At 66.8% G+C, this 23,633-nt stretch carries 16 protein-coding genes; 8 read left to right on the top strand and 8 right to left on the bottom strand.

Annotated elements, in window-relative coordinates; all coding sequences use genetic code 11:
- Positions 1–993: acyl-CoA reductase (locus tag FRC96_RS11260; RefSeq protein WP_230470157.1), on the bottom strand; the 993-nt coding region annotated here is incomplete at its 3' end.
- Positions 990–2,657 carry a hypothetical protein gene (locus FRC96_RS22080; protein WP_230470156.1) on the bottom strand — a complete coding sequence of 556 codons (1,668 nt, stop codon included), beginning with the start codon at positions 2,655–2,657 and terminating at the stop codon, positions 990–992. The genes FRC96_RS11260 and FRC96_RS22080, both read right to left, overlap by 4 nt.
- 142 nt (positions 2,658–2,799) lie before the next feature.
- On the opposite strand from FRC96_RS22080, the gene FRC96_RS11250 reads away from it, so the two are divergent.
- Positions 2,800–4,173 (top strand): serine/threonine-protein kinase, encoded by a 1,374-nt coding sequence (locus FRC96_RS11250; protein ID WP_230470155.1) that lies wholly within the window; start codon positions 2,800–2,802, stop codon positions 4,171–4,173.
- 16 nt (positions 4,174–4,189) lie between these two features.
- On the opposite strand, the gene orn is transcribed toward FRC96_RS11250, so the two are convergent.
- Complete coding sequence (gene orn / locus FRC96_RS11245) at positions 4,190–4,768, bottom strand: oligoribonuclease (protein WP_146974594.1); 579 nt, start codon at positions 4,766–4,768, stop codon at positions 4,190–4,192.
- 176 nt (positions 4,769–4,944) lie between these two features.
- Here orn and FRC96_RS11240 point away from each other — a divergent pair, with 176 nt between their 5' ends.
- Positions 4,945–8,487 (top strand): serine/threonine-protein kinase, encoded by a 3,543-nt coding sequence (locus FRC96_RS11240; protein ID WP_146974593.1) that lies wholly within the window; start codon positions 4,945–4,947, stop codon positions 8,485–8,487.
- Between the two features lie 3 nt (positions 8,488–8,490).
- Here the strand turns inward: FRC96_RS11240 and FRC96_RS11235 are convergent, their stop codons facing one another.
- Positions 8,491–10,098, bottom strand: a complete 1,608-nt coding sequence (locus tag FRC96_RS11235; RefSeq protein WP_230470154.1) for a hypothetical protein — start codon at positions 10,096–10,098, stop codon at positions 8,491–8,493.
- Positions 10,099–10,297: 199 nt separating this feature from the next.
- Between FRC96_RS11235 and FRC96_RS11230 the strand changes: the two genes are divergently transcribed.
- Together FRC96_RS11230 and FRC96_RS11225 are read left to right on the top strand one after the other, a co-directional pair.
- Complete coding sequence (locus FRC96_RS11230) at positions 10,298–10,750, top strand: carboxypeptidase-like regulatory domain-containing protein (RefSeq protein ID WP_146974591.1); 453 nt, start codon at positions 10,298–10,300, stop codon at positions 10,748–10,750.
- On the top strand, positions 10,747–12,012 hold the full coding sequence (locus FRC96_RS11225; RefSeq protein WP_146974590.1) for a hypothetical protein: 1,266 nt from the start codon (positions 10,747–10,749) through the stop codon (positions 12,010–12,012). Before FRC96_RS11230 ends, FRC96_RS11225 begins: the two co-directional genes overlap by 4 nt.
- Before the next feature lie 26 nt (positions 12,013–12,038).
- Here the strand turns inward: FRC96_RS11225 and FRC96_RS22645 are convergent, their stop codons facing one another.
- From FRC96_RS22645 to FRC96_RS11205, 4 genes are all read right to left on the bottom strand, one after another.
- Entirely contained in the window at positions 12,039–13,472 is a 1,434-nt protein-coding gene (locus tag FRC96_RS22645; protein WP_146974589.1) for a FliM/FliN family flagellar motor switch protein, read from the bottom strand.
- A 104-nt stretch (positions 13,473–13,576) separates the two neighbouring features.
- Entirely contained in the window at positions 13,577–14,371 is a 795-nt protein-coding gene (locus FRC96_RS11215) for a hypothetical protein (RefSeq protein WP_146974588.1), read from the bottom strand.
- 164 nt (positions 14,372–14,535) lie between these two features.
- The gene (locus tag FRC96_RS11210; RefSeq protein ID WP_146974587.1) at positions 14,536–15,870 is read right to left on the bottom strand and encodes a DUF1015 domain-containing protein; all 1,335 of its coding nucleotides are present in this window, start codon (positions 15,868–15,870) and stop codon (positions 14,536–14,538) included.
- A gap of 416 nt (positions 15,871–16,286) precedes the next feature.
- On the bottom strand, positions 16,287–17,837 hold the full coding sequence (locus FRC96_RS11205) for an RCC1 domain-containing protein (RefSeq protein ID WP_146974586.1): 1,551 nt from the start codon (positions 17,835–17,837) through the stop codon (positions 16,287–16,289).
- Between the two features lie 557 nt (positions 17,838–18,394).
- Between FRC96_RS11205 and FRC96_RS11200 the strand changes: the two genes are divergently transcribed.
- The 4 genes from FRC96_RS11200 to FRC96_RS11185 all read left to right on the top strand — a co-directional run bounded on the left by FRC96_RS11200 (position 18,395) and on the right by FRC96_RS11185 (position 23,408).
- Positions 18,395–19,183 (top strand): rhomboid family intramembrane serine protease, encoded by a 789-nt coding sequence (locus FRC96_RS11200; RefSeq protein ID WP_146974585.1) that lies wholly within the window; start codon positions 18,395–18,397, stop codon positions 19,181–19,183.
- Positions 19,184–19,369: 186 nt separating this feature from the next.
- On the top strand, positions 19,370–20,602 hold the full coding sequence (gene add, locus FRC96_RS11195) for an adenosine deaminase (RefSeq protein WP_230470153.1): 1,233 nt from the start codon (positions 19,370–19,372) through the stop codon (positions 20,600–20,602).
- A gap of 95 nt (positions 20,603–20,697) precedes the next feature.
- On the top strand, positions 20,698–22,098 hold the full coding sequence (glmU, locus tag FRC96_RS11190) for a bifunctional UDP-N-acetylglucosamine diphosphorylase/glucosamine-1-phosphate N-acetyltransferase GlmU (RefSeq protein ID WP_146974584.1): 1,401 nt from the start codon (positions 20,698–20,700) through the stop codon (positions 22,096–22,098).
- Between the two features lie 263 nt (positions 22,099–22,361).
- Positions 22,362–23,408 (top strand): hypothetical protein, encoded by a 1,047-nt coding sequence (locus FRC96_RS11185; protein WP_146974583.1) that lies wholly within the window; start codon positions 22,362–22,364, stop codon positions 23,406–23,408.
- Positions 23,409–23,633 lie beyond the last annotated feature (225 nt).

Below are 23,633 nucleotides of genomic sequence, written 5' to 3'. Positions count from 1 at the left end.
GTGTGTCGCCCCCAGCGACGCGACGCGCTCCACAACGCCCGGCCTCTCGCGCCAGGCCCCGGCCAGCGCCACCCCCTGCACCTGCCCGGCGAGCACGCCCACCGCCGCATCGATCGCCTCGACCGCATCGACCCGGTGCAGGCTCACCGCCTGCGGCGAGGACTCCCCACCTTCAAAGGGGCTCGAGGCCAGGCACACATAGCCCACCCCGCGCACAAAGACTTCCCCGGTCATCTGCGCAAGGCTCAACGCCTGCGCCCGCGCCGAGGCCTCGCCCTCATTGAGACGGTCAGCACCCAGGCGCACCTCAACCTCCGCGATAACTTCGGCCAACCTTTCGCCAAAGGCCCGACACCGCTCTTTTTGACCGACAAAAATCACCGCCCGCACCGAGAAACACCCGGCCTGACGCCACATCACGACATCCTCGGCGATCTGCTGCGCCTCTTCGCGAAGATCGATCGTCGGTCCATCGACCATCACCGCAAAGCTGACCCGGTGTCCGTAGCCCACCACACGCACGCCTGGCACCCGGGCGCGCACCTCGGCCAGCGTGGCGTCGCTGCCGCTGACGACCACCACCGGCGCCTGACGCCAGCGCTCCCCCTCCAGCACCTCCCAACCCGCGAGCTCGCAGACCTTCTCGCCAAATGCCCGGCCTCGCCGCGAGACCTTGACCGCCTGGGGCACCCCCATCATCGCGCCGAGCAGCGCCGGGCCCACCCCCGCCCCGGGGAGCGCCGGCCAGATATGATGCACCCGCTCCGGCCACATCAGGCGATGGCCCGGCCCTACCGCGTCGAGTTCGCGTCGCAACGCGTCGGCGGCCGCACCCACCTCCCAGCTCCGCATGTGCATGGCCAGGCCTTCGCGCGCCATCGCGTCGGGCCACCCGTCGCTGACCATCGCCTCGATCAGCGCCTCGTGCGCGGCCTCAAAACGCGCCAGGATGGCGCGGGCCGCCTCCACATCAACCTCACGTGCGGCACTCATTTCGGCTCCTCATCACCGGTCGCCGGGGTGGGGGCCTGGTCGGCGGCGGCCGAAGGCTCGCCGCCGGCCCAGGCGTCTTCGAGCCAGAGCACCACCTCGGCGCGGTCAACACGCTCACCAACCCCGGCGCGCACCTTCACCGCCTCAAAGGGCGTCAGCCAGCGCGCCAGCTCCTCGGGCCCCTTCTCCTCAAAGATGCCGCGCAGCGCCCCGAGCTCCACATAGATGCCGCCGCCGCTTCGGCCGGCGAGCATCGCGTCGATCCCGCGCCCCTCCATCAGATCGCCCTCGGTCTGCGGGCTGCGCTCCCAGCGGTTGGCGTGATCAAAGGCCACCGCGCTGTCGACCAGCAGCACGTGGTCATCGCCCAGAATCAGCGCCCATTTGAGCTCCCCATCCTCGATCCAGGCGTACTGGATCATGTGCCGAATCACCTGGCGCTGCAGCTTCCCGCGGCTGACCTGGGTGAGCGAGTTGAGCATATCTTCGACCGGCCGCCGCTCTTTGATGGGCAGGAGCACCGCATCCCGCGTGCTCTTCAGCCGCACCACCGCCGCCAGCGCCTCAATGCCCTCCTGCTCAAAGAAGCTGCTCTCCAGTCCGTAGATCACCACGAGCGCCTGACCGGTGAGCTGACCGATGACATCGCCCATCACATCGACGCGAAGCTCCTCATCGAGCTCCTCGATCCACTGGTCGAGGCGAAGGCGATCGTCGGCCGAGAGCGTGGCGCGCACAAACTCCACAAAGCGCTCTGGCGAGGCCGAGATGCGCACCGCGCCGAGCACCCCGGGGCGCACCAGCCCACCGACCGGAGGAAGATCGCCTGCGGCCTCTCCCAGATCTTCGATGCTGGTGGCCACCCCACGCACACCCGGAGTGCCCACCTCCAGCTCCACCTGCCGCCGGGTCGCGTCGAGCCCGGCGCGCAGATGCACCCACCCCAGCTCACGGGCCATCCTCTGCGCCAGCACCCCGGCCTGGCCCTTCCCGCTTAGCCCCTCGGCCAGCCGACCGGCCGAGATCATCGCCGAGATCGGCCGCGCCTGGCTCGTCGTCAGAAAACGCCGATGCCCCTCCACCTCCAACGAGCGCTCTCCCAGGGCCAGCACCACCTCATCGAGGCGTGTCTTCGGCTTGTCCTCCACAAACCAACCCACCGCCCAGCGCCGCGCATCCACCACCGCCCAGCCCTGCAACTCCCCCTGCGCATCATGCAAGCGCAGCGCACGCCGCGCCCCCTCCACCTCATGCGCCCGGGCCTCCATCCCCCACAGCGCGCTCGGCGCCTCAACCTCCACGCCCGGCTCGCGCCACCCGGCCAACACCACCTGCCCGTGCGCCAGATACCCCACCGCCGGCAACCCCGCGCCTGCCCCCACCGACGACCACACCTCGTCGAGCACCACCCCCTCCAGCGCCTCACCCACCACCGGCGCCCGATCCATCACCCCGTTTAACGCGCTCTCCAGCGACGCGAGCTCCTCGGCAAAGACCACCACCTGCGCCGTCTGCGGGATCATCTCCCCCAGCAGCAACACCCCCTCCTGGCCCGTCGGCGGCGCCGGCGGCTGACACCCCTCGCACCCCGCCCCGGCCACCAGCACCAGCACCAGCAGCGCCCCCACACCCCGCGGCAACACCCCGGATCTCATCATGTTCATCGTGTCCTTCAATCGCTCTTGGGACCATTCTCCTTTCCGACTATACTACAGGGGAGAAGACACCGACCACCGCCCCCGTGATCCTCCTCTCACCCCCGTAGCGCCCGCCGGGCGCCTCGACTTCCTCAACCGCGAGCCGCCCGTGAAGAGCACCCTGATCGAGCTCCCCCCTGACTCCCGGGGCCTGGACGAGGACAGCATCGACTTCATCCGCGCAAACTCCGTTGAGGAGCTCGCTCAAAAAACCGCCATCGATTCCCAGGCGGTGCTCAACCGCGTGCTGCTCCCCGGAAAACGCTTCGGCGCCTACCACATCCTGGGCTTTGTGGCCGCCGGCGGCATGGGTGAGATCTACGCCGCCCAGCGCTTCAAAGACGACGGCTCCCGCTCCCAGCCCGTCGCCCTCAAAGTCATCACCGCCGAGTTCGCCAACGACTGGCGCATCATCGAGCGCTTCAAACGCGAAGCGCGCATCTCCAAAGCCATCCGCTCCAAACATGTGGTCCGCGTCTACGAGTTCGGCGAATCCCCCGACGGCCACGCCTTTCTCTCCATGGAGCTGCTCACCGGCGAGGAGCTCTTTGACAGCCTGCACCGCAACAAAACCATCCCCGCCGACGAGCTCGCAAAGCTCGCGCTTCAGGTCCTCAAAGGCCTCCATCAGATCCATCAATCGGGCTTTGTGCACCGCGACATCAAACCCGAAAACATCTTTCTGGCCCGCACCCCCGAGGGCGATGAGATCGTCAAAATCCTCGACTTCGGCATCGCCAAACGCGCCGACCAGAAGTCCGATCCCCTCTTGAGCGTGGTCGGCCAGATCTACGGCACCCCGCAATATCTGGCCCCCGAGCAGGCCGTAAACCCCGACGTCGACCACCGCGCCGATCTCTACTCACTCGGCGTCGTGCTCTACGAATGCGTCACCGGCAGCCTCCCCTTTGATGGCGACTCCTCCTACGCCCTGATCCTCGCCCACCAGAGCCAGGATCCGCCGCCCCTGCCCTCTTCGGTCGACCCGGAGTTCGCCGCGATCATCACCCGCGCCCTCGCCAAAGATCCCGACGATCGCTTCCAGAGCGCGCTGGAGATGGGGCAGACCCTCAAACGCTGGCTCGACACCGATCGCTGGGCGCGCCCCCACCACGCCACCGAGGCCCCGCATACCCCGCCGGTCATCGACACCTCGATGGACGACCTTCTCTCCACTTCACCGCGCTCCCCCAACACCGACGATGACCTCAAACCCACCCTCATCGGCTCGCCGGCCCACACCCCCGCAGAGGCGCGCGACCACGCCCCCACCGCGGTGATGGCCCCCGCACATCGCGAGCCCGACCTGACCGACTCCGCCGATCTGATCGTCGGTCCTCCCCCCGAAGAGTCCACCGAACTTCGCTCGCCACAGAGCGAGGCCCCCCTCTCAGCGGCCGACGCCCAGAAAGCCCAGATCATCACCGGCATCGCGCTGGGTCTGATCATCCTGGCGATCGGCTACGCCTTACTCACCTTCTGACCGGCTCACGTTCTGATCAACGTCGCGTGGCGAAGGTCGCGCTGCCCCCCGGCGCCACAAAGACCTCCGAGCGGTAGAACTTCAGCTCCTCGATCGAATCCTTGATGTCGTCGAGCGCCCGGTGGCTCTGCTCCTTGCGCGGCGGCATCGCCACCCCGGCCGGATACCACCGCCGCACCACCTCTTTAACCGACGAGACGTCGATGATGCGGTAGTGCAGGTAATCTTCAAGGCGCGGCATGTATTCGGCCAGAAAGCGGCGATCCTGCCAGATCGAGTTCCCGCACAAGGGCGCGCTGTTCGGCCCGCAATGCTCCTGCACAAAGGCCAGCGTCTGCGCCTCGGCCTGCGCCAGCGTCAGCGTGGAGGCTTTCACCGCCGCGGTCAGCCCGGACTTGCCGTGATGCTCGGTGTTCCAGGCATCCATCGCGTCGAGCACCTCGTCGCTGTGATGAATCACAAGGTTGGGCCCCTCGGCCACAATCTGAAGCTGAGAATCCGTCACGATCGTGGCGATCTCCAGAATCGTGCACGTCTTCGGGTCCAGCCCGGTCATCTCCAGGTCCACCCACACCAGATTTCGATCACTTGCCATGCGCCCTGCTTTTTCAATGGTGAGTCGTCGTGCTGCGCCCGCGACCATCGCCGGCGCGCTGCCCCCTGCCCTACCAGCCTGCCCGCGGCCAACGCAACCTTCGCCATTCCATCCCGCCACCGCATGCTCTACACTACGTTACACCACAACCGCTCCCCCCTCCCGCGGCACCTCCTATGGCGATCTCCCTGGCAGACTTCACCCTCAACCGCCCTCTGGGCCGTGGCGGCATGGGCGAGGTCTGGCATGCCACCCATAACCCCACGGCCACCGAAGTTGCGATCAAGATCATCACCAGCAAGCGCGCCACCGATCCGCACTTCCTAAAAAGCTTCCACCACGAAGTTCGCTCCGTGGCCCGCTTAAGCCACCCGGGCATCATCCGCGTCTTTGACACGGCCACCGTCACCGCCGCCGAGGCCGCCCAGGCCCCCTCGCTGCTCACCCCGGAGTCGCCCTACCTGGTCATGGAGCTGGCCGCCGGCTCGCTGCGCGAGATCTCCGGGCACGCTCTGAACTTCGCGCAACAACGCGCCATCCTGCTGGCCATCCTCGACGCCCTGGCGCACGCCCACGCCCGCGGCGTGATTCACCGCGACCTCAAGCCCGAAAACGTCCTGATGGTGCACGGCCCCGACGGCCCCACCTTAAAACTGTCAGACTTCGGGCTGGCCCACGCCCTCGACGATCACCCCGACGCTTCCCAGAACACCCGCGTCGCCGGCACCCCCCGCTTTATGGCCCCCGAGCAGATCCTGGCGCGCCTGCGCGACCAGGGCCCCTGGACCGATCTCTACGCGTTGGGTTGCCTGGCCTTCTGGCTGGCCAGCGGCAGCCCGCCCTACTCCGGCGCCACCACCGAAGACATCCTCCACGCCCACCTTCATCTGCCGCTGCCCCCGCTGGAGACCGACGCCGATCTTCCCGCCCCCTTTGGCGCCTGGATCGGACGCCTGCTCGCCAAGCATCACGCCGATCGTTACCAGTTCGCCGCCGACGCCGCCTTCGACCTCCAGCGCCTCTCAGCCCCCACCCCCGCCCCCCCTCTGCCCGAGCTTCCCACCCCCGCTCTACGCCCGCCCACGGCCACCCCCGACGAGCCCACCGAGCTTGAAGCCACCCTCACCGCCCTGCTCGACGACGCCTCCCTCGACCCGCCGGCGACGCTCTCCCGGGCCCCGCTCGACACCTCGCACACCCACGCCCACGGCCCCCTCTTCCCGCTGACCTGGGAGTCCCCCCGCGACCGCGTCGCCCTGCGACCCGATCACCTGCGCGGCACCGGTCTGGGACTCTTCGGGCTTCGCCCCATCCCCCTGGTTGACCGCATCCCGGCCCGCGACGCCCTCTGGCGCGCGCTACGCGAGGTTCACGCCACCTCCACGCCCCGCGCGCTGGTGCTCAGCGGCCCCTCAGGCGTGGGAAAAACCCGCCAGGCCACCTGGCTCTGCCAGCGCGCTCACGAGCGCGGCGTCGCGTTTGATCTGCACGCCCCGCACAGCCCCATCGCATCACGACTTCAGGGCCTGCCGGCCCTGCTCAATGAGCTCTTCCGCTCCCATAACCTCTCCCACGACGCCCGCATCGAGCGCGTGCGCGACACCCTCGGCCGCTCCGGCCCCCTGGGCCCCGATGAGCTCGCCGACTGCATCGAGCTCGCCAGCTTAAGCGATCCCGGACTCCTCCCGCGCAATCACCCGAGCGCTCAGGGCAGCCCGCGTCAGCGCTACGCGCTGATCGCCCGCGCCCTCAAGCGCATCTTCCCTCACCGCCCCGTCGTCCTGCACCTCGACGACGTCCACTACGGCCTCGACACCCTGCGCTTTGCTCTCTTTCTGCTCGATCTTCCCGAGGAGCTCGCCCCGCCCACGCTCATCATCGCCACCTCCCGCGACGATCTCGTGGCCACACGCCCCGACGAGGCCCTGCTGCTTGAGCGCCTCAAAGCACACGCCCGCAGCACCGATCTTCCCGTAGAGCCCCTGGCCGAAGACGACCACCGCACCCTGGTCCAGCACCTGCTCGGCCTCAACAGCGAGCTCATCGAAGAGCTCGTCGAGCGCACCCGTGGAAACCCCCTCTTTGCCGTGCAGCTCGTCGGCGACTGGGTCGCCCGCGACATCCTCACCCCCTCGGCTGAGGGCTTCCACCTGCGCCCCGGTGAACAGGCGCCGCTGCCGGAATCCATCGACGCGCTGCTGCGCGACCGCGTCTCCCTGCTCATCGCGGCGATGGGCGCGGCCCACGAAAGAGACGCGCTCTTCGCCCTGGAAATCGCCGCCGCGCTCGGTCAGGACATCGATCCGGATGAATGGCACGCCGCCTGCGTTGATGCCGCAGTGACCATCCCGCGCGATCTTCTCGAACGCCTCACCCTGGCTCGTCTGGCCGAAGCCACCCCCGACCGCTGGCGCTTTCTGCACGGCGCGCTGCGCGAGTCGCTCCAGCGCCTGGCCTCCGAGCACGACCGCTGGGCCGCACATAATCTCCACTGCGCCCGCGCGCTTCGCGCCACCTACCCCGAGATCACCCCGGAGCTCGACGCCCGCATCGGACGCCATCTTCTGGCCGCCGGCGATCACACAGCCGCGCTGGCGCCGCTGCTTCGCGCCGCCGAACACAACCGCCTCACCAGCGACTTCGCCAGCGCCCTGCAGCTCTTCGACCTGGCCGAAGACGCCCTCTCCCACCTGCCCACACCCGATGACGCGATTTTCCTTCGCCTGACCACCGGTCGCGCCCGCACCCTGGCCAAGCAGGGAAACACCGACCGCGCCCAGACCCTCGTCGACGCGCTCCCCTCACATCCCGACCCCCGGCTCGACGCCCAACGCCTCTTCACCGCGGGCATCATCGCCCGCACCCGCGGCGAAGTTCGCACCGGCCTGGCCCTGGCCACCGCCTGCCTGGAGCGCTTAGAACCCCTGGCCACCCCCGACGCCCCCCCGGAGGTCGCGCAGGATTTTGCCAAAGCGCTGCAGCTCTTCGCCGATCTCAACTACTCCCGCGGGCACCTCGACCAGGCCGCCGACGCCTACCACCGCTCCCTGCCCTGGGCCCGTCGCGCCAACGCCCCCTCTGACCAGGCCTCCACCTGGCTCGGGCTGGCCGCCGTCGCGCTCGCCGGCGAACGCCCCCACGACGCGCTCACCCCCTCCCGAACCGCCCGCCAGCTCTACGAAGAGACGCAGAACCTCCACGGCGTCGCCCAATGCGACAACGCCCTCGGTGAGATCTACCGCCTGCTTCATCAACCCCGCGAGGCCCTGCACTTCTACCAGCTCGCGATCGACACCCTGCAGCGCATCGGCGTCTCTCAGACCGGCTCGATCCGCTTTAACATCGGGATGTGCCTGGCCGCACAACTCGACTTCCCGGCCGCACGCCCCCACTTCGAGCATGCCCTTAACGCCATGGAGGCCGCCAACGTCTCGGGTTACCTGGGCGTCGCGCACCTCGCGCTGGCAGCCTGCGCCGCCCACACCCCCGACCTCGACGCCTTCGACCATCATCTCCAGCGCGCGAGCCTGGCCCTGGTCAGCTCCGGGATGGTCAACCTCGACACGGCCACCCTGGCAGAGCTTGCCACCGACCAATGCCTGCGCCACCACGACCCGCAGCGCGCCCGGGCCGTGGCCTCCATCGCCCTCGATCAGCTTGAGCGCCTGGGCCTCGACGCGCGCGCCGAGGCCCTGCGCGCCAGACTTCCCCCCGCCTGATCCTCAGAGCGCCGGGAACCCTGCGTAAACCCGGTCGTGAATCTCAATGCTCTGCTGCGGCCAGACGATATCCCCCACCTCCCAGAACTGATTGTTGACGATGCGACGGCGACGCATCTCCAGCTGCAGCTCCCCGCCCAGATAGATCCTCACCGTCGCGTAGCTCTCCCCGTAGCCGTGATCCGAGAAGTAGTACACTCCCACCCGGTACCTCACGCCGCTCTCCGGCTCATTGAGGTTGATGTTCTCCGGGCCCCAACCCGTCACGTTATCAATATCCAGCCCGGGGTTATCGTTGGTTTCCCCGGGCACACCCCAGTCCGGCGTCTTGTTCTGCCAGTGGCAATCCCACGGCGCGCTGTTCCAGGCGCCGCCGCGTCCATCGCGCAGCAGGTGCAGATCCACATCGCTGCCGCTGCGATCATCGCGCGTGCTGTCGCGGGGCGTATCCCACACAAGCTGAACGTGAATGTCCCGATCGGTGCGGGTATTGATCACCATACGCGCCGGCTCACAGGAGCGCGTGCCCTCAGCATCGATCACATGCAGCTCCACCACATATCGGCCCACAAGCTCCAGATAGAGCCCCTGCAGCGAAGGATCGCCGTTCTCGCTGAGCGTTACCGCCGTATCGCCCGGCCGCTCCGCCAGCGTCCACTCATAGCCCACCACCGGTTGCCCGTTGGCCGCGATGCTCCCGCGGCCCGTCAGCTCAACCCTCTCCAGCGGACGCCCCAAAAACTCCCCACGCGGGGCCGCCTCGGCGCTCCCCTCGAGGCCGCGCACTCCGATCTGCGCGATCGGACAAGCCGGCGGCGCGCCCTCACCCACAAGCTCCACCTCACGCTCCGGCTCCAGGAGATCATCGCTGTTCAAGCGCACCCGCCCCCGGTACTCCCGCGACTCCGTCGGCGTAAACGTCACCGGGATCAACACCGTCTCGCCAGCGGCCAGCACCCGCTCCTCGCCGCGTGCATCCGCCGCCTCCGTCATCTCAAAGCCCCCGTCGCCGTCGAGCGCCTCCACCCACACCCGCGTCTCCACCTGGCTGCTGCAGTTGGTCGCCCGCAGCGCCCGCTCCACCGGCTGCCCGCGCTCCACCATCCCAAAGCGCAGCGGCCCCACCGGCAAGAGCTCCAGGCAGGGAAGATCGGTGTTGGCCAGAAGTTGAACCTCATGCTCGGCCTTCTCCGGATCGTTGGTGCGCACCCGCATCACCCCCTGCACCCCCTCGTCGGTCTCGGCCCGGTAGCTCACCTGCACCAGCACCGACTCCCCCGGCAAGAGCTCCCCGGGCAGACCATCGAGAAACTCCGGGTAATGCAGCTCAAAGGGCCCCTCTACGCTCACCGACTCCAGGGCCAGACGAGCACGACCCACGTTGGTCAGCTCAGCCTCACGAACCTCCACCTGGCCCGGCGCCACGTCGGCAAAGATCAGGCGCGCCGGCGCCTCCAGCTCAGGCTGGCCATCAAACTCATAGGGGCTCATGTCCCAGGGCACGAAAAAGTCGCTGTACGACACCACCACATCATCGGAGGGGCACCCCGAAAGCAGCAACGCCAACATCCCCAGAATTAACCCCGAAACCACGCCCGGTTTATGCATCATGCGCTCCGCGCTCATATCGTTTTCGCTCGCCAGCCCGTACCCTGGTGATGGCGCACGCTCATGAAGTCCCTAACACGGCCCGGTGAGGATGCAACATTCGTTCCCATCGCACCTGCCCACACTCCACGTCGCCGGGCTTCCCGCCACACAGACCATTTAGTAAGCTCTTATACCACATCGACAGTCGCAGGGATAAAACATGCCGCACCCCGGCCACCACCCTACCCATAGCATCACGCGCCAGGCCCTCGCTTTGCTCCTGGCCCTCACGCTCATCGCGACTGTGCTCGCTGCGGGCTGCGCGCCCAACTACGCCTCCACCACCGCCTCTCAAAACGCCCCGGCGTTGCTCAAACTTGAGGTGGAGCCCGACACCGCCGAGATCTACCTCAACGACGACTTCCACGGCGTCATCAACCGCTGGCGCGACCAGACCTTAAGCCTCACTCCGGGCACCTACCGCCTCGAACTCCGAGCTCCGGGCCACATCCCCCAGCGCTTCGACCTCGATCTCCGAGCCGACCAGATCACTCGCCTGCGCCTGCGCTTAGAGCCCGAACTTCACAGCCCCGAGCCCGCAGACGACGCCCCCGCCAACGACCCGCTTTCTCCGCCTTCTCCCCCTGACTCCGGCTCCCCCGATCTCCCATGACCTCCTCCTCGCTCGACGCCGACATCCGCTCGCTTCCCGCCCTGACCAAAGCCCTGGGGAACCCGCAAACCTCCATGGTGATCCTGCGCCCCGACGGCCACTGGCACCTGGAACAGGCCGGCACCCTCACCTTCCAGAACACCCCGCTCCTGCCCACGACCGTCAACCGCATCCTTGAACATCTCGGCCAGCAGGGCCCCTCAAGCTGCCTGAGCCGCTGGTGGGCCCAGCCCCTGCCCGGCTCGCCACAACCCTTCGCCCTGCTCACCCCCCGGCCCGATATCGCGCTCTGCCCCCTGGCGCAGAACACCCGCGAGCTGCTTCGGCCCCGGCTGAGCTCCCCCATCAACGGCCTGATCTTCAGCCCCACCGCCCCCCCGCGCCAGAGCCTGCTCCTCTGGCTGACCACCCGTCTTCCCCATGAGCTCCTCCTCTACGTCTCGGCAGTACCCCCGATCGCGCCCTCCAGCGTGCCCCTGATCCATCTTCAGCCTCCCCACGATCCCCACAGCCGCGCCCACCTGGCCAGGCTCGCCAGCAGCGCCTCCGCCCTGATGTGGGACGCCCCCCTCGACCCGGACGACCTCCCGCTCCTCTTCTCACCTCACAGCCCCAGCCACCGCTGGATCGCCACCGATCTCGATCTTCTCCCCACGCGCCTCAAAGACGCCATCCTCCCCCAGATCAACCTCCAGATCGGGCTGCGCGCCGAGCACAACACCGCCTCCATCACCTTTCTGGCCGCCCGCCGCCCCGAGGGCTGGGCGACCCTCCTCGACCTGGAGGAGCGCGACCTCGCCACCGATCTTCCCTCGCCATCAAACCCCACCTCCGAGCACACCTCCCCGCTGACCCACACCCACGCCACCCGCGCCGAGATCCCCGCGGCCGCCATCCTCCAGAGCGGGGAGATCGACCTCGATCTGCTCCTGGGCGATCCCCTCGACCGCCAGGAGACCCTGCAAAACATCACCGCCCCCAGCCTTCAGGGGGAGCGCCTCGACCGCACCCTCTCCCACCTCCAGGCCGACGTGGACATCGACGCCATCGAGATCCCCGACATCGAACTCGATCAGCTCCGCCAGACCGTCGAGAGCGACGTCGCCCTGGACTCGCTGCGTGAGCTGCGCGCGCAATCGCTCCACGACGCCCTCGACCGCTCCGACGACACCACCGACGATACCCCCATCGAAGCCACCGACGAGATCGACGTCCCCGAAGCCATCGCCCGCCTGCACCACCAACGCGCCTCAAAAGACTGAGGCAAACGCTGAAACACTGAGGCCCCTCAAGCGCTGACGTGCTCCACGCGCACCCCCAGCCTGCCCTCCACCTCCACCAGCTCCCCGCGGGCGATCTCCTTCGCCCCCACCATCAGCCGGACCGCCCCGCCCACCGGCGAGTGGGTCTCCAGCACCTGTCCGGGCATCAGGCGGCTGAGCTGACCGAGCTCCAGGCGCACCTCACCCACCACCACGTCGACCTCCACCTCCGCACGTTCCACGGCCTCACTCATTCCATCCTCCCTGGGTTCATCATCACGGTTTTCCTCATCATCCACGCCCGTCTCGCAAGCCTCAAACATCCACGCCCCACCCTCTCCTTGCCTCAACACCCCGCTCCAGCACGCCCGCGCCCCGAAGCGGAGCTGCGCGCCCAGGCGAACCCCCTCCCCCCGCGCAATCGACTCGCCAGCCATAAGCACATCGCCCGGCTCAAGCCCTCGGACCTCCTCCACCCTCACCCCCACACGCCCCACGCTCAGCCGGCCCACACCCGGCAGCGCCTCCCAGCGCGCCAGATCCGCCGCCGGCGCACAAAGCTGGCCGCGCACCATCCGCACCAGCGACCAGGGCATCGCCAGACGCAGCTGACCGCGCACCTCGCCATGAGGATCCTCCACCTCCAGCACCCACGCCACATAGGGCGGCCTGGAGGCCCGCATCAGCTCCACCTTCGCTCGCCCCGGCAAAGGGTTGACCCCCCAGGTCACCTGCGGCCAGCCACAGCGCCGAAGCGCCCCGGAGAACACCTCGCCAAGCACACAGCAGACCGCCCCGTGGGCCTGCTCCCCACCCAGATGCCCGAGCTCCAGGGCCTCAAGCCAACGGCGCGCCAGCGTCTCATCCACCCACACAAGCCCCCGCTCCCACCCCGGCATTACCCGCCACCAGGTCGAGGCGCCCGCGCTCAACGTCTCCCCCTCATCGTCCCAATGCACCCCCACCCGGGCACGCCCCACCCCGCACCAGCCCTGGCCGATCGAGGCCTCCATACCCCGGAGCACCTCCTGCCCCAGGCGCTCCCCGCCGATCACGTCCACCACATCGGCCAGCGCCACGGCCTGGGCCTGCGTCACCGAGGCCAGCCGCATCCGATCCCAGGGGCGCACCTCCCGACCGGCCAGCGCAGCATGGGCACGAGCGCGACGCTCCGCGCCGGCCTGCGCCGCGTCGATCACCGGACGCGTCTTCGCATCCAGCGCCGGCATCGTCACCGTCGCCTCATCCGCCGAAGCCGCCGAAGTCGCGACCGACCGCACCTCATGCGCCGGCCCCCTCTCGGGCGCTCCCGGCGCGGCCACGGCCTCCGTCCGCACCGTCACCGCCTCCAGCGCCTCGGAGACCACCACCGTCGGCTCATCGTCACCCCGGGCCTGATGCTCCCTGCGCATCTCCTGAAACCACCCGGGTAACTCCAACACCTGCGTCTTCTCATCCACCTCTGACCTCATCGTCCCTGACGTTGAACATCGAATCCCTTCGCCACTCTCACGGCGGCACCTTGCCCGAAGGCGGCTTGCTACCCCGCCCCCGCTCAGCGCCGCTACGTCACCACCTCCACCGCATTAAAACGCACCCCGCGCGCGCCCGCGCCGCGCACCATCTCCGACTGCGCGCTCAACAGCTCCCGGGCCAGCCCCTCATCGCTGGCCCGCATCCGCACCGCATAGCCATCATGCTCCTTGAGCAACCTCACCCGCAGCGTCCCTCGCCCCGGCACATCGAGCTCCAGAAACATCACCTTGCGTCCCTGAGCGTCCTCGCCGACCTGGGCGGCCTTGACCATCGCCTCGACGATCTCCCCGAGCTCCGCCGGCCCCCCGCCCACCTCGTCGCTTTTTGCCTGGCCCACCTCCCCCAACCCGCGCTCCGGCCGAAAGCCCTCCTCGACCCTCACCGCGCCATCCTCCTCCCCCTTCGCCCCACCCCGCTCAATCCCCTCCTCCAACGCCTCACCCGTCCCCCTTTCCTCCTCGCCAGCCACGTCACCAGCCCGAGCCCCCTCGCCAGCGTCTCCCCACCCCTTATCACCGCGCTGCACCGCCCCCTGCTCTACCGCTCGCTCGTAATAGTCCCCCTCCAGCCGCGCGTCCTGCTCACCGGCCAGACGCCCCCCGTCCTCCGCAGCAAACGCGTCCCTCAGCGGCGCATCCTTTAAAAGTCCGTCTTTTGGAAGCGCATCGCGTGTGACCGCCTCCTTCGCAGGCGTTTCTTTCAACAACGCCGCAAAGGCCCCGGGCTCCGCACCCCGGCCTGTGGCCTTCGCCCCCGACGGTGCCCCCCCGCTCCCCCGCACCTGCGCCCCATCGCTTGTTGACTGCCCGATCTTCAATCCCATCGAACCTCCCTCCAGCCGCCACGCGCACACGTGCGCCCTCACCTCCCTATTATCGCGCGCCCCGCGGCGGTCTTGCGTCCGACCCCCGAATTTCTTGCAAAAAAATAGCGAGGTCCTCTCAGACCTCGCCATAACCTCTCAAAGAGAAGCTCGCTCAAACATGCTCAGAGAAGATTGATCACAAGCCCGCTCAAGACCTTCGGATAGAAGAAGGTCGACTTCTGCGGCATCTTCCCGCCCGAGAGGCACACCCGGTTGACCTGCTCCACCGGCGTGGCGTTCATAAACACCACCATCTGATGGCCCGGCTCATCGAGCGCCGCCCGCGCCTCCGCCCACCCCTTCACATAGCCCAGGTTCGCCTTGGCCTCCTGCGCCTCCCGATCGATACCCAGCATCCGATCGAAGAGCGCCTCATGCAAAATCGCCACATCAAGCCTGCGCACCTCCTCGGGGGTCTCCTCATCGAAGACCGGCGCGTCCACCCCGCCCACATACTGCACCAGCAAGAGCGCCTTATCGGCCTCCATCGCCACCACAAAGCTCGGATACTCCCGACCGGCCGCCTCCAGCCGCTCGCGCAGCCCGTCAAGATCGTCGAGAAGCTCCCACCCCAGCGCCTCCACCTGGTAGAGCCCGGCGCTCTCGAGCTGCGCGCGCAACTTCGCCCCGTCAAAGTCTTTGACCGAATGCACCACTCGGTGGGTCGGAAAGACCTGCAACCCCGGGTCGTGCATATTGACCAGAAATCCCATCACAAACTCATAGGGCGCATTCGCGTCGGCCTCCTCGGCCACCTCACGACGAAAGTCCCGGTAGGCCAGCGCCGTCTCGTAGCGATGGTGCCCGTCCGCGATCAGAAGCGGCCGATCTTCAAGCCCTTTCGCCACAGCCTGCTGGACCTGCGCGTCGCGCACCGCCCAGAGCTGGTGGCGGATCCCATCCTCGGTGCGAATATCCAGCGCCGGCTCCGCCCCCTTTGTCGCCCCGTAGAGCGGCCCGTCGACCTCCCCTTGCTCATCGTCATAAAGGAAGAAGATCTGGCTTAAGTTGGCGTCGGTGGCCTTCATCAACTCCAGCCGGTCGGCCTTGGGCCCCTTGAGCGTGCGCTCATGCGGCAGCACCACCCGCTCCTCGTACTCCGCCAGCCGCACCAGGGCCATAAACCCCTGGCGCCGATAGACCGTACCGGCCTCGTCCTCAAACTCCTGCACATGCACATAGATCGCCGGCTCCGGCTCCAGGATCATCACCCCCTGGGCCAGCCAGTCGAACATGTAGCGGCGGGCGCGCGTGTAGCGATTATTCTCCACATTATCGGAGGCCTGGCGGCGGTTCAGATCCAGACGCACCACGTTCTGCGGATGCCGCCGATACAACTCCCCCAGCATCGCCTCGTCGATCACATCATAAGGCGGCGCCACAACCCTGGAGGCCTCCTGCTCACCCATCGACTCCCAGTCGTACCGCACACCTCGAAACGCCTTTACTTCCGCCATCGCCTGTCCGTCCTCGTCTCAAGTCTTCAGCTCAGTCCGCGTGCACCACCGCGACCGCATCCTCGCCACTCCCGCCACTAACACACCCCTCCCACCCCGTCGACACTCGCCAGCCCAACACCCGAACAACCCCAGACCTTCCGATCGGGTGCCTTCGTCCGGGTGCCTGGCACTCGTGCAGATTCACCGCCGTGCCTGGCTCCCGTGCAGATTCACCGCCGTGCCTGGCTCCCGTACACATTCACCGCCGTGCCTGGCTCCCGTACATCTGTCCGAGAGCCAGGCACGCGATCACGACCCTCATCAAAAAACTCATCAAAAAACTCATCAAAAAACCTGATTAAAAATCCTGATTAAAAAAACCGGCCCTCACGGGCCGGTTTTTCGTCAATCATCTTCTCTACGCTATCTAAGCCTTAAAAAGGCCAGACGATTTCAGCCCCTTCAAAGAGCGCTTCTTCACTGACGTTTCCGCGTCCCAACGCCCCGGCCGAGTTGTCTCCCCAGCACAGAAGACTCTTATCCGAGGCGCGCACCCCGCAGCTATGCGCGAATCCAGCCCCCACCGTTTCCCAGACGTCTTCACTGACCTGAGCCGGGAAGGGAAACTCAGCGGTCACCGGATCAAAGCCCAGTTGGCCGCTAGCATTGCTTCCCCAGCAGTTCAACGTACCGTCGGGCGCCAGTCCGCAGCTAAACGCCGCTCCGCTCACCACCGAGCTCAGCTCCACCGAGCCCACCGCGCGCGTCGTCGGGCTGTTCTCCCGGCGCGTCTCCCCCGTTCCCAGCTGATACGCGGCGCCCTCGCCCCAGCACTGCACGTCATCGGGAGACTCGCCACCATCCACCACACCACACGCATGCACAAGCCCGGCCGAGATCGCGGAGAACTCAAGCTCCCCGGCGTAGGCTCGCGGCTCGGACACCGTATCGCCGTTCGGTCCCACCACCCCGGCGTCGGCGCGACCCCAGCAATAGAGGGCGCCGGCGTCGGTCAACGCGCATGTAAACCCATCGCCCGCACTCACGGCCGACCAGGCGCTCACACCATCGGCTTCCACCAGCACAGGCTCGGTCGCCTCACTGACCTCGCTGCCCAGCCCCGTTGCGCCCTGGGTCGAATCACCCCAGCAATAGAGCGCACCACCGGCACGAATCCCGCAGCTATGCGAGCCGCCGGCGCTCACGCTCTGCCAATCACTCTCCACACCAACCTGAGCCGGCAAGTTGGAAGAGGTCTCGCCAGTCCCCAGCGCCCCCTCAGCGGAGGTACCCCAGCAGTAGAGCGCCCCCTCCTCAGAGATCGCACAGGTGTGGCTAGTACCTGCGTCCACCGAGGACCACGTCTCATCCACCAGGACGGCCTCCGCCGAAGACGCCCCGGCCCCATCCCCGAGCTGCCCCTCATCACCACCACCGAAACACACCAGGTGCCCGTCGAGCAAGATCGCGCAGGTATGACCCGCTCCTCCACTCACCGACGCCCATTCTGGCGGATGCACCTCAAAGCTACGCGTGGCCGCAACCTCCCCATCGACCACCACGCCGAGCTGATACTCCCCGTACTCCAGCCCCTCCAGATCAAAGGCCTGCCCCTCCTCACACGCCACGGCCTCTGCCGCTCCCCCGTTCAGGCTCAGCTCACACGCAACCTCACAGCCCTCCTCACAGGTCACGACCACACCGCTCACGCTGCGAAAATAGGTCCGCCCCTCGGGAACCCCCTCCACCTCCACGTTTACATCTCCGCCGCCGACGTCGGTATCTTCATCCCCACCATCGGCGTCCTCCTCAACGTCGGTGTCCTCATCCCCACCCACATCACCGGCATCCTCATCCCCACCCACATCACCGGCATCCTCTTCCACGCCTACATCCTCCACCGGATCTTCCTCCGGCTCCCCACACCCCCAGGCCGCACCCAACCCCACCGAAAGCCCCAACGCCACCAACAATTCACGCTTCATCTCGTCTCCTACGACTCGAAGTCATGGCTCAGCACACACGCTAACTCAACAGGTCCCCCACCTTATCGCCAACCCGCGCCCGCCACACAAGTTTTGATTCGTAACACCCCGTTCGCACACCTGGCACCCGATCTTCGCCAACATGTACGAACGCCTGGCACCCGATCTTCGCTGTGCGGACGCCTGGCACCCGATCTTCGCCAACATGTACGAACGCCTGGCACCCGATCTTTTTGGCAACATGTACGAACGCCTGGCACCCGATCTTCGGCAGCGACATGTACGGACGCCTGGCACCCGCCCCCCAATCAGACTCAAACACCTCCCCCAAACCCCTAAACGATCATCACCTCCTCAGGGCGAAGTCCAGCAAGGAGCAAGGATGAAGCTGTAGCAACGCTACCGCGAATCCGCAGCGACACTGCTGGCTTCGTCCTGAACGTACCCCGACCACCCATCACCTCCTCAGGGCGGAGTCCAGCAAGGAGCAAGGGCGAAGCTGTAGCAGCGCTACCGCGAGCCCGCAGCGACACTGCTGGCTTCGTCCTGAGGAGGTGATGCGCTATATGGTCAAATCCCCCTTCCGTGGTCACCTTCTCCACATCAGCGACCGCGACGCACTCCTCATCGAGGCAACCATGGCCCAACAACTTCAATTCTACTGGCCCCCCTTCACCCGCAACATCAAGATCACCCTGGTGGGCCTCTTCACCCTCTGGTTCGCCTCGGTCATGATCGCCCCGCTGGGGGCCTTCGTCGACGACTACATGCTCATCTCTAAAAGGGCCGTCATCGACCAGGGCCAGGTCTGGACGCTCATCACCTACGCCTTCTGGCACGCCGACTTCACCCACCTGCTCTTTAACGGGTTTGTGCTCTGGATGTTCGGCGCCGAGCTCGACCAGCGCTGGTCGGCCACCCGCTGGTGGCGCTTCACCCTGCTCTGCGCCCTGGGCGGCGGACTGACCATCCTGGCAAGCCAGCTGATCTTCTCCACCAACTTCCCCACGCTCGGCTTCTCGGCGGCGGTGATGGGCGTGGTCGCAGCCTTTGCCTGGCGTCACTGGAACGACCGCCTCAACCTCCTCTTCTTGCCCGTCACCGGCAAAACGATGCTGCTGGTCTTCATCGGCCTCGACATCCTCTTTGTCGTCACCGGCCGCGAGGCCATCTCCATCGCCGGACACCTCGGTGGGATGGCCACAGGGCTTCTCATCGCCAGCGATTACTGGCGCCCCTCCCGCATCAAGCGCGCCTTTATCCGCCGTCGTCAGCGCCGAAACTTAAAACTTCTGCGCTCCAAAGACCCCGACAAAACATCCTCCGATCGCTCCCACTTCAACTAGATCGTCGCGCCGCTACAACCTTTGACGCTCAGGCGGGAATCTTTACTCCCGCTCACCCCTTCTCCCCTCTAACCCGGGCCCCTCCCCCGCTCGACAAAGCCCGACACTATCAGTAAAACCCTGCAACTTCGCGAAGCGCCCGCGCGGACGCCAGCGCCGGCCCGCATCTAAAAAAAGGATGGCATTATGAAAATCACCCGTGACTTTATCCACCGCATGCCCAAGACCGACCTGCACGTCCACCTCGACGGCAGCATGCGCCTCTCCACCATCCTTGAGCTGGCCGAAAAAGAAGGCATCGCCCTCCCCGGCAACCCCCAGACCGAAGACGAGCTCGCGCGCGCCATCAACATCGGCGCCATCTGCGAAGATCTCACCGACTACCTCAAAGCCTTCGACGTCACCCTAAGTGTGATGCAGACCGAGGAGTCCCTCTACCGCGCCGCCTTCGAGCTCGGCGAAGACGCCGCCCGCGAGAACGTCAAATACATGGAGGTGCGCTACTCCCCGCTCCTTCACACCCGCAACGGCCTCTCCTACCCGGTCATCGTCGAAGCCGTCGCCGAGGGCCTGCGCGAAGCCAAGCGCCGCTACGGCCTGATGAGCGGCCAGATCATCTGCGGCATCCGCCACATGACCCCCGAGAGCTCCCTGCGTATGGCCGAGCTCTGCGTCGCCTTCAAAAACCGCGGCGTCGTCGGCTTCGACCTCGCCGGCGCCGAGGCCGATAACCCCGCCAAAGATTATCGCGAAGCCTTTTATCTGATTCGTAATAACAACGTGAACCTGACCATTCACGCCGGCGAAGCCTACGGCCCCGAGTCCATCCACCAGGCCATTCACCTGGGCGGCGCCCACCGCATCGGCCACGGCACCCGCCTGCGCGAAGACGGCGACCTGCTCAACTTCCTCAACGATCACCGCATCCCCCTGGAAGTCTGTTTGACCAGCAACGTGCAGACCCGCGCCGCCAAGAGCTTCGAGTCCCACCCGCTGCCCTTCTACATGAGCTACGGTCTGCGCTGCACCATCAACACCGACAACCGCCTGATCACCGACACCACCATGACCGACGAGTTCTGGCGCGCCGTCCAGCACTACGACCTCAACATCGGTGACCTGCGCAAGCTGATGATCGACGGCTTTAAGTCGGCCTTTATGCCCTACCGCAAAAAGCGCACCGTCACCGCTCAGGCCTGCGCCGAGTTCGACGCCTTGGTCCGCGACTTCGAGACCTCGTCTGGCGAGAAGGCGACGACCGATCCCCGCGTCGCTCAGGAGATTGCGTTTCAGAAGGCCAGCGCCGACGCCCGCACCCCGCTGATTTATCACATTCAGCCCGAAGATCGCCGCCCGGAGGCCAGCGACGCCGACGTCGACGTCGACTCCGACAAAGAGCAGCCCTCTCCAGCCGAATAAGCGAGACATTTCAAACACATAGCACCACACCACCATAACCCCACCGTCGGGCAGCGGCCGTCGAAGAGCCCGGCGCTTTTCCCTCCGGGAGAGCCATGAACCCTTCGACCCCTTTTCAGTCGCTGATCCTCGCTGCCGGCATGGGCACCCGCATGCGCTCGGACACCATCAAGGTGCTCCACCCCCTGCTCGGGACCCCGCTCATCGGACACGTGACCCGCGCCGCGCTTGATGCCGGCGCGGCGCGCGTCGTCCCCATCCTCGGCCACCAGCGCGAAGAGGTCGAAGCCTGGCTCCGCACCCAGAGCTACGCCGACGCCATCCACCCGGCCTTTCAGGACGAGCAGCTCGGCACGGCCCACGCCGTGGCCTGCGGCCTGCCGGCGCTCGACCCCGAGATTCCCTACACCCTGATCCTCTCCGGCGATGTTCCGAACCTCGACGCCGAGACGCTCATCGCGATGGTCAACGACGCGGCCTCCGCCGGCTGCGATCTGGCCGTGATGACGGCGATCCTCAACGATCCCGCCTCCTACGGCCGCATCATCCGCTCGGAGCAGGGCCACCTCAGCGCGATCGTCGAGTTCAAAGACGCCACCGACGATCAGCGCGCCATCACCGAGATCAACGCCGGCATCTACCTGGCCCGCACCGCGTTCTTGCTCGACGCCATCCCTGCCATCATGGACGCCGGCACCGACAACGCTCAGAACGAGTACTACCTCACCGATCTCGTCGCCCTGGCCGCCAGAAACGAGCGCGCCATCGCCTGGCCGGTCGCCACCCCGGAGCTTGTTCAGGGCGTTAACGACCGCCTCGATCTTGCGCGCGCCACCGACTTTGTGCGCCGCCGCACCCTTGAGCGCTGGATGCGCGCCGGCGTCACCCTCATCGACCCGGCCCGCACCACCATCGAGCCCACCGCCACGCTGGAGCCCGATGTCACGCTGGAGCCCGACGTCACCATCTGCGGAAGCTCCCACATCGCCCGCGGCGCCCACATCGAGCAGGGCTGCCGCATCACCAACAGCCACGTCGGCCCCGGCGCGCGCCTCCTGGCCTACTCCTACCTGACAGACGCCCGCGTCGACCAAAACGCCTCCATCGGCCCCTTCGCCCACCTGCGCCCCGGCGCCGACATCGGCAAAGGCTGCAAGGTCGGAAACTTCGTCGAGATTAAAAAAACCCGCCTCGACCAGGGCGCCAAAGCAAGCCACCTCACCTACCTGGGGGATGCCCACGTCGGAGAAAACGCCAACGTCGGCGCCGGCACGATCACCTGCAACTACGACGGCAAAAACAAACACCGCACCACCATCGGCCAGGGCGCGTTTATCGGCTCCAACACAGCGCTCGTCGCCCCCATCACCATCGGTGAGGGCGCCTACGTCGGCGCCGGCTCCACCCTGACCGACGACGTCCCTCCCCGCGCCCTGGGCATCGCCCGCGGACGCCAGCGCAACATCGAAGACTGGGCCGATCCTACCCCCGAGTGATCACCCACATCGACCACCCCGGGAACAACTTGCGCGCACGCTCCAGTTGATCTCCTCGGGTGGTCCACATGGCCTCGCGCTGGCATTCGCACTGGAACTGGCGGCATCCCGGCTTAGCTTCTACCGTGGCACAGCACCTCTGCCATCGGGCCCCCCGAAAGAGAAATGCGCCCGGAGTTTGAGTTAACCCGGCCATTCCTCTATCTTTTTTAGGTCGCTTCGCCGGCGAGTTCTCGACCCTGTTAGCGTAAGGAGATTTGACTATGGCTATCACCCCTCGGACGATCCTCACCAGCGCGGCACCTGCCACCGTCGCTGTCGTCTCGCTCTACGTCTTCACCGTCCTGGGAACCGCCGCCTATCACGCGGCTCAATCTTCCCCTTCGCCACAGGTCGACACCCCCTCAGCCCAGGCCCTCGCCGGCGATCGCAGCTGCGACATCGTCTTTGACCACTTCGGATCCGACCAGACCTCCTGGTCCGAGAACGCCTGGATTCACTTCGCGGCCTGCTACGACCATCAGGATCGCTCCGACATGGTCGTCGAGGTCACCCGCGAAGCGCTGGTGCACTACCCGCGCTCCGAGGTGCTCTACAACTTCCAGGGTTACCACCTGATCGAACAGGGCCTCTACTCCCAGGCCATCGACACCCTTCAGCGCGGCCTCCACAACGTGCAGGTCCAGCGCACCGGCACCATGGCCAACAACCTGGCCTGGGCCAGCCTCTGGGACCAGCGCGCTATCCCCCTTGATGAAGCGCGCGGCCTCTACCTGCGCGCCCTCTCGCTCAACCCCAGCTCCTGCGAGACCCTCCACACCGGCCTCTTTGTCGAGTACGCCATCGCGCAGAAAGCCCACGGCCTCGATCGTTTCGAGTCCCTCAAGCGCTTCGCCGACCTGCGCCAGAAGTACAACGGCTGCCTCGGCCGCCTGGACAACGGTGATGAGAAGACTGCCCTCGAAGTCGTTGGCGCCTCCGTCCTCTTCGAAAGCGTCGACTCCAACAACCCCTCGGTCGTCTCGCCATTGACCCGCCAGAGCACCGCGAAACTCTCCGAGTTCTTCCGCGGCCAGACCGTTGACGTCATCTGCCGCGACGCGATGCCCATGGCCGACATGCACCACCATTGCACCGAGACCCTGACCACGGCGGTCCGCGCGAACCGCGCCGACAAGCTCGCCCACGCCGAGCGCAACCAACACGCCCAGCGTCAGATTCAGGTCCTCAACCAGAACGGTCAGAACGTGCGCGTGATTCGTGCGCAGCACGCCGTGCCGACCAGCATCGAGTGCGGCACCAACCGCTGACGCGCCGCACCTCCTGAATGAAAAGCCCGCTCTCGCTACGAGGGCGGGCTTTTTTATGATCTGCGCCATGTTCGAACGCCTGGCACCCGATCATTTGCACCCGATCATTTCTGATGTTCGAACGCCTGGCACCCGATCGTTTCGCACCCGATCGAACGCCTGGCACCCGATCGTTTCGCACCCGATCGAACGCCTGGCACCCGATCGTTTCGCACCCGATCGAAC

Origin of the sequence: Lujinxingia vulgaris (genome assembly GCF_007997005.1) — a bacterium.
Taxonomy (GTDB): Bacteria; Myxococcota_A; Bradymonadia; order Bradymonadales; family Bradymonadaceae; genus Lujinxingia.
Note: the sequence above shows the minus strand (reverse complement) of the source record. Positions and strands in the feature narration are given on the sequence as shown.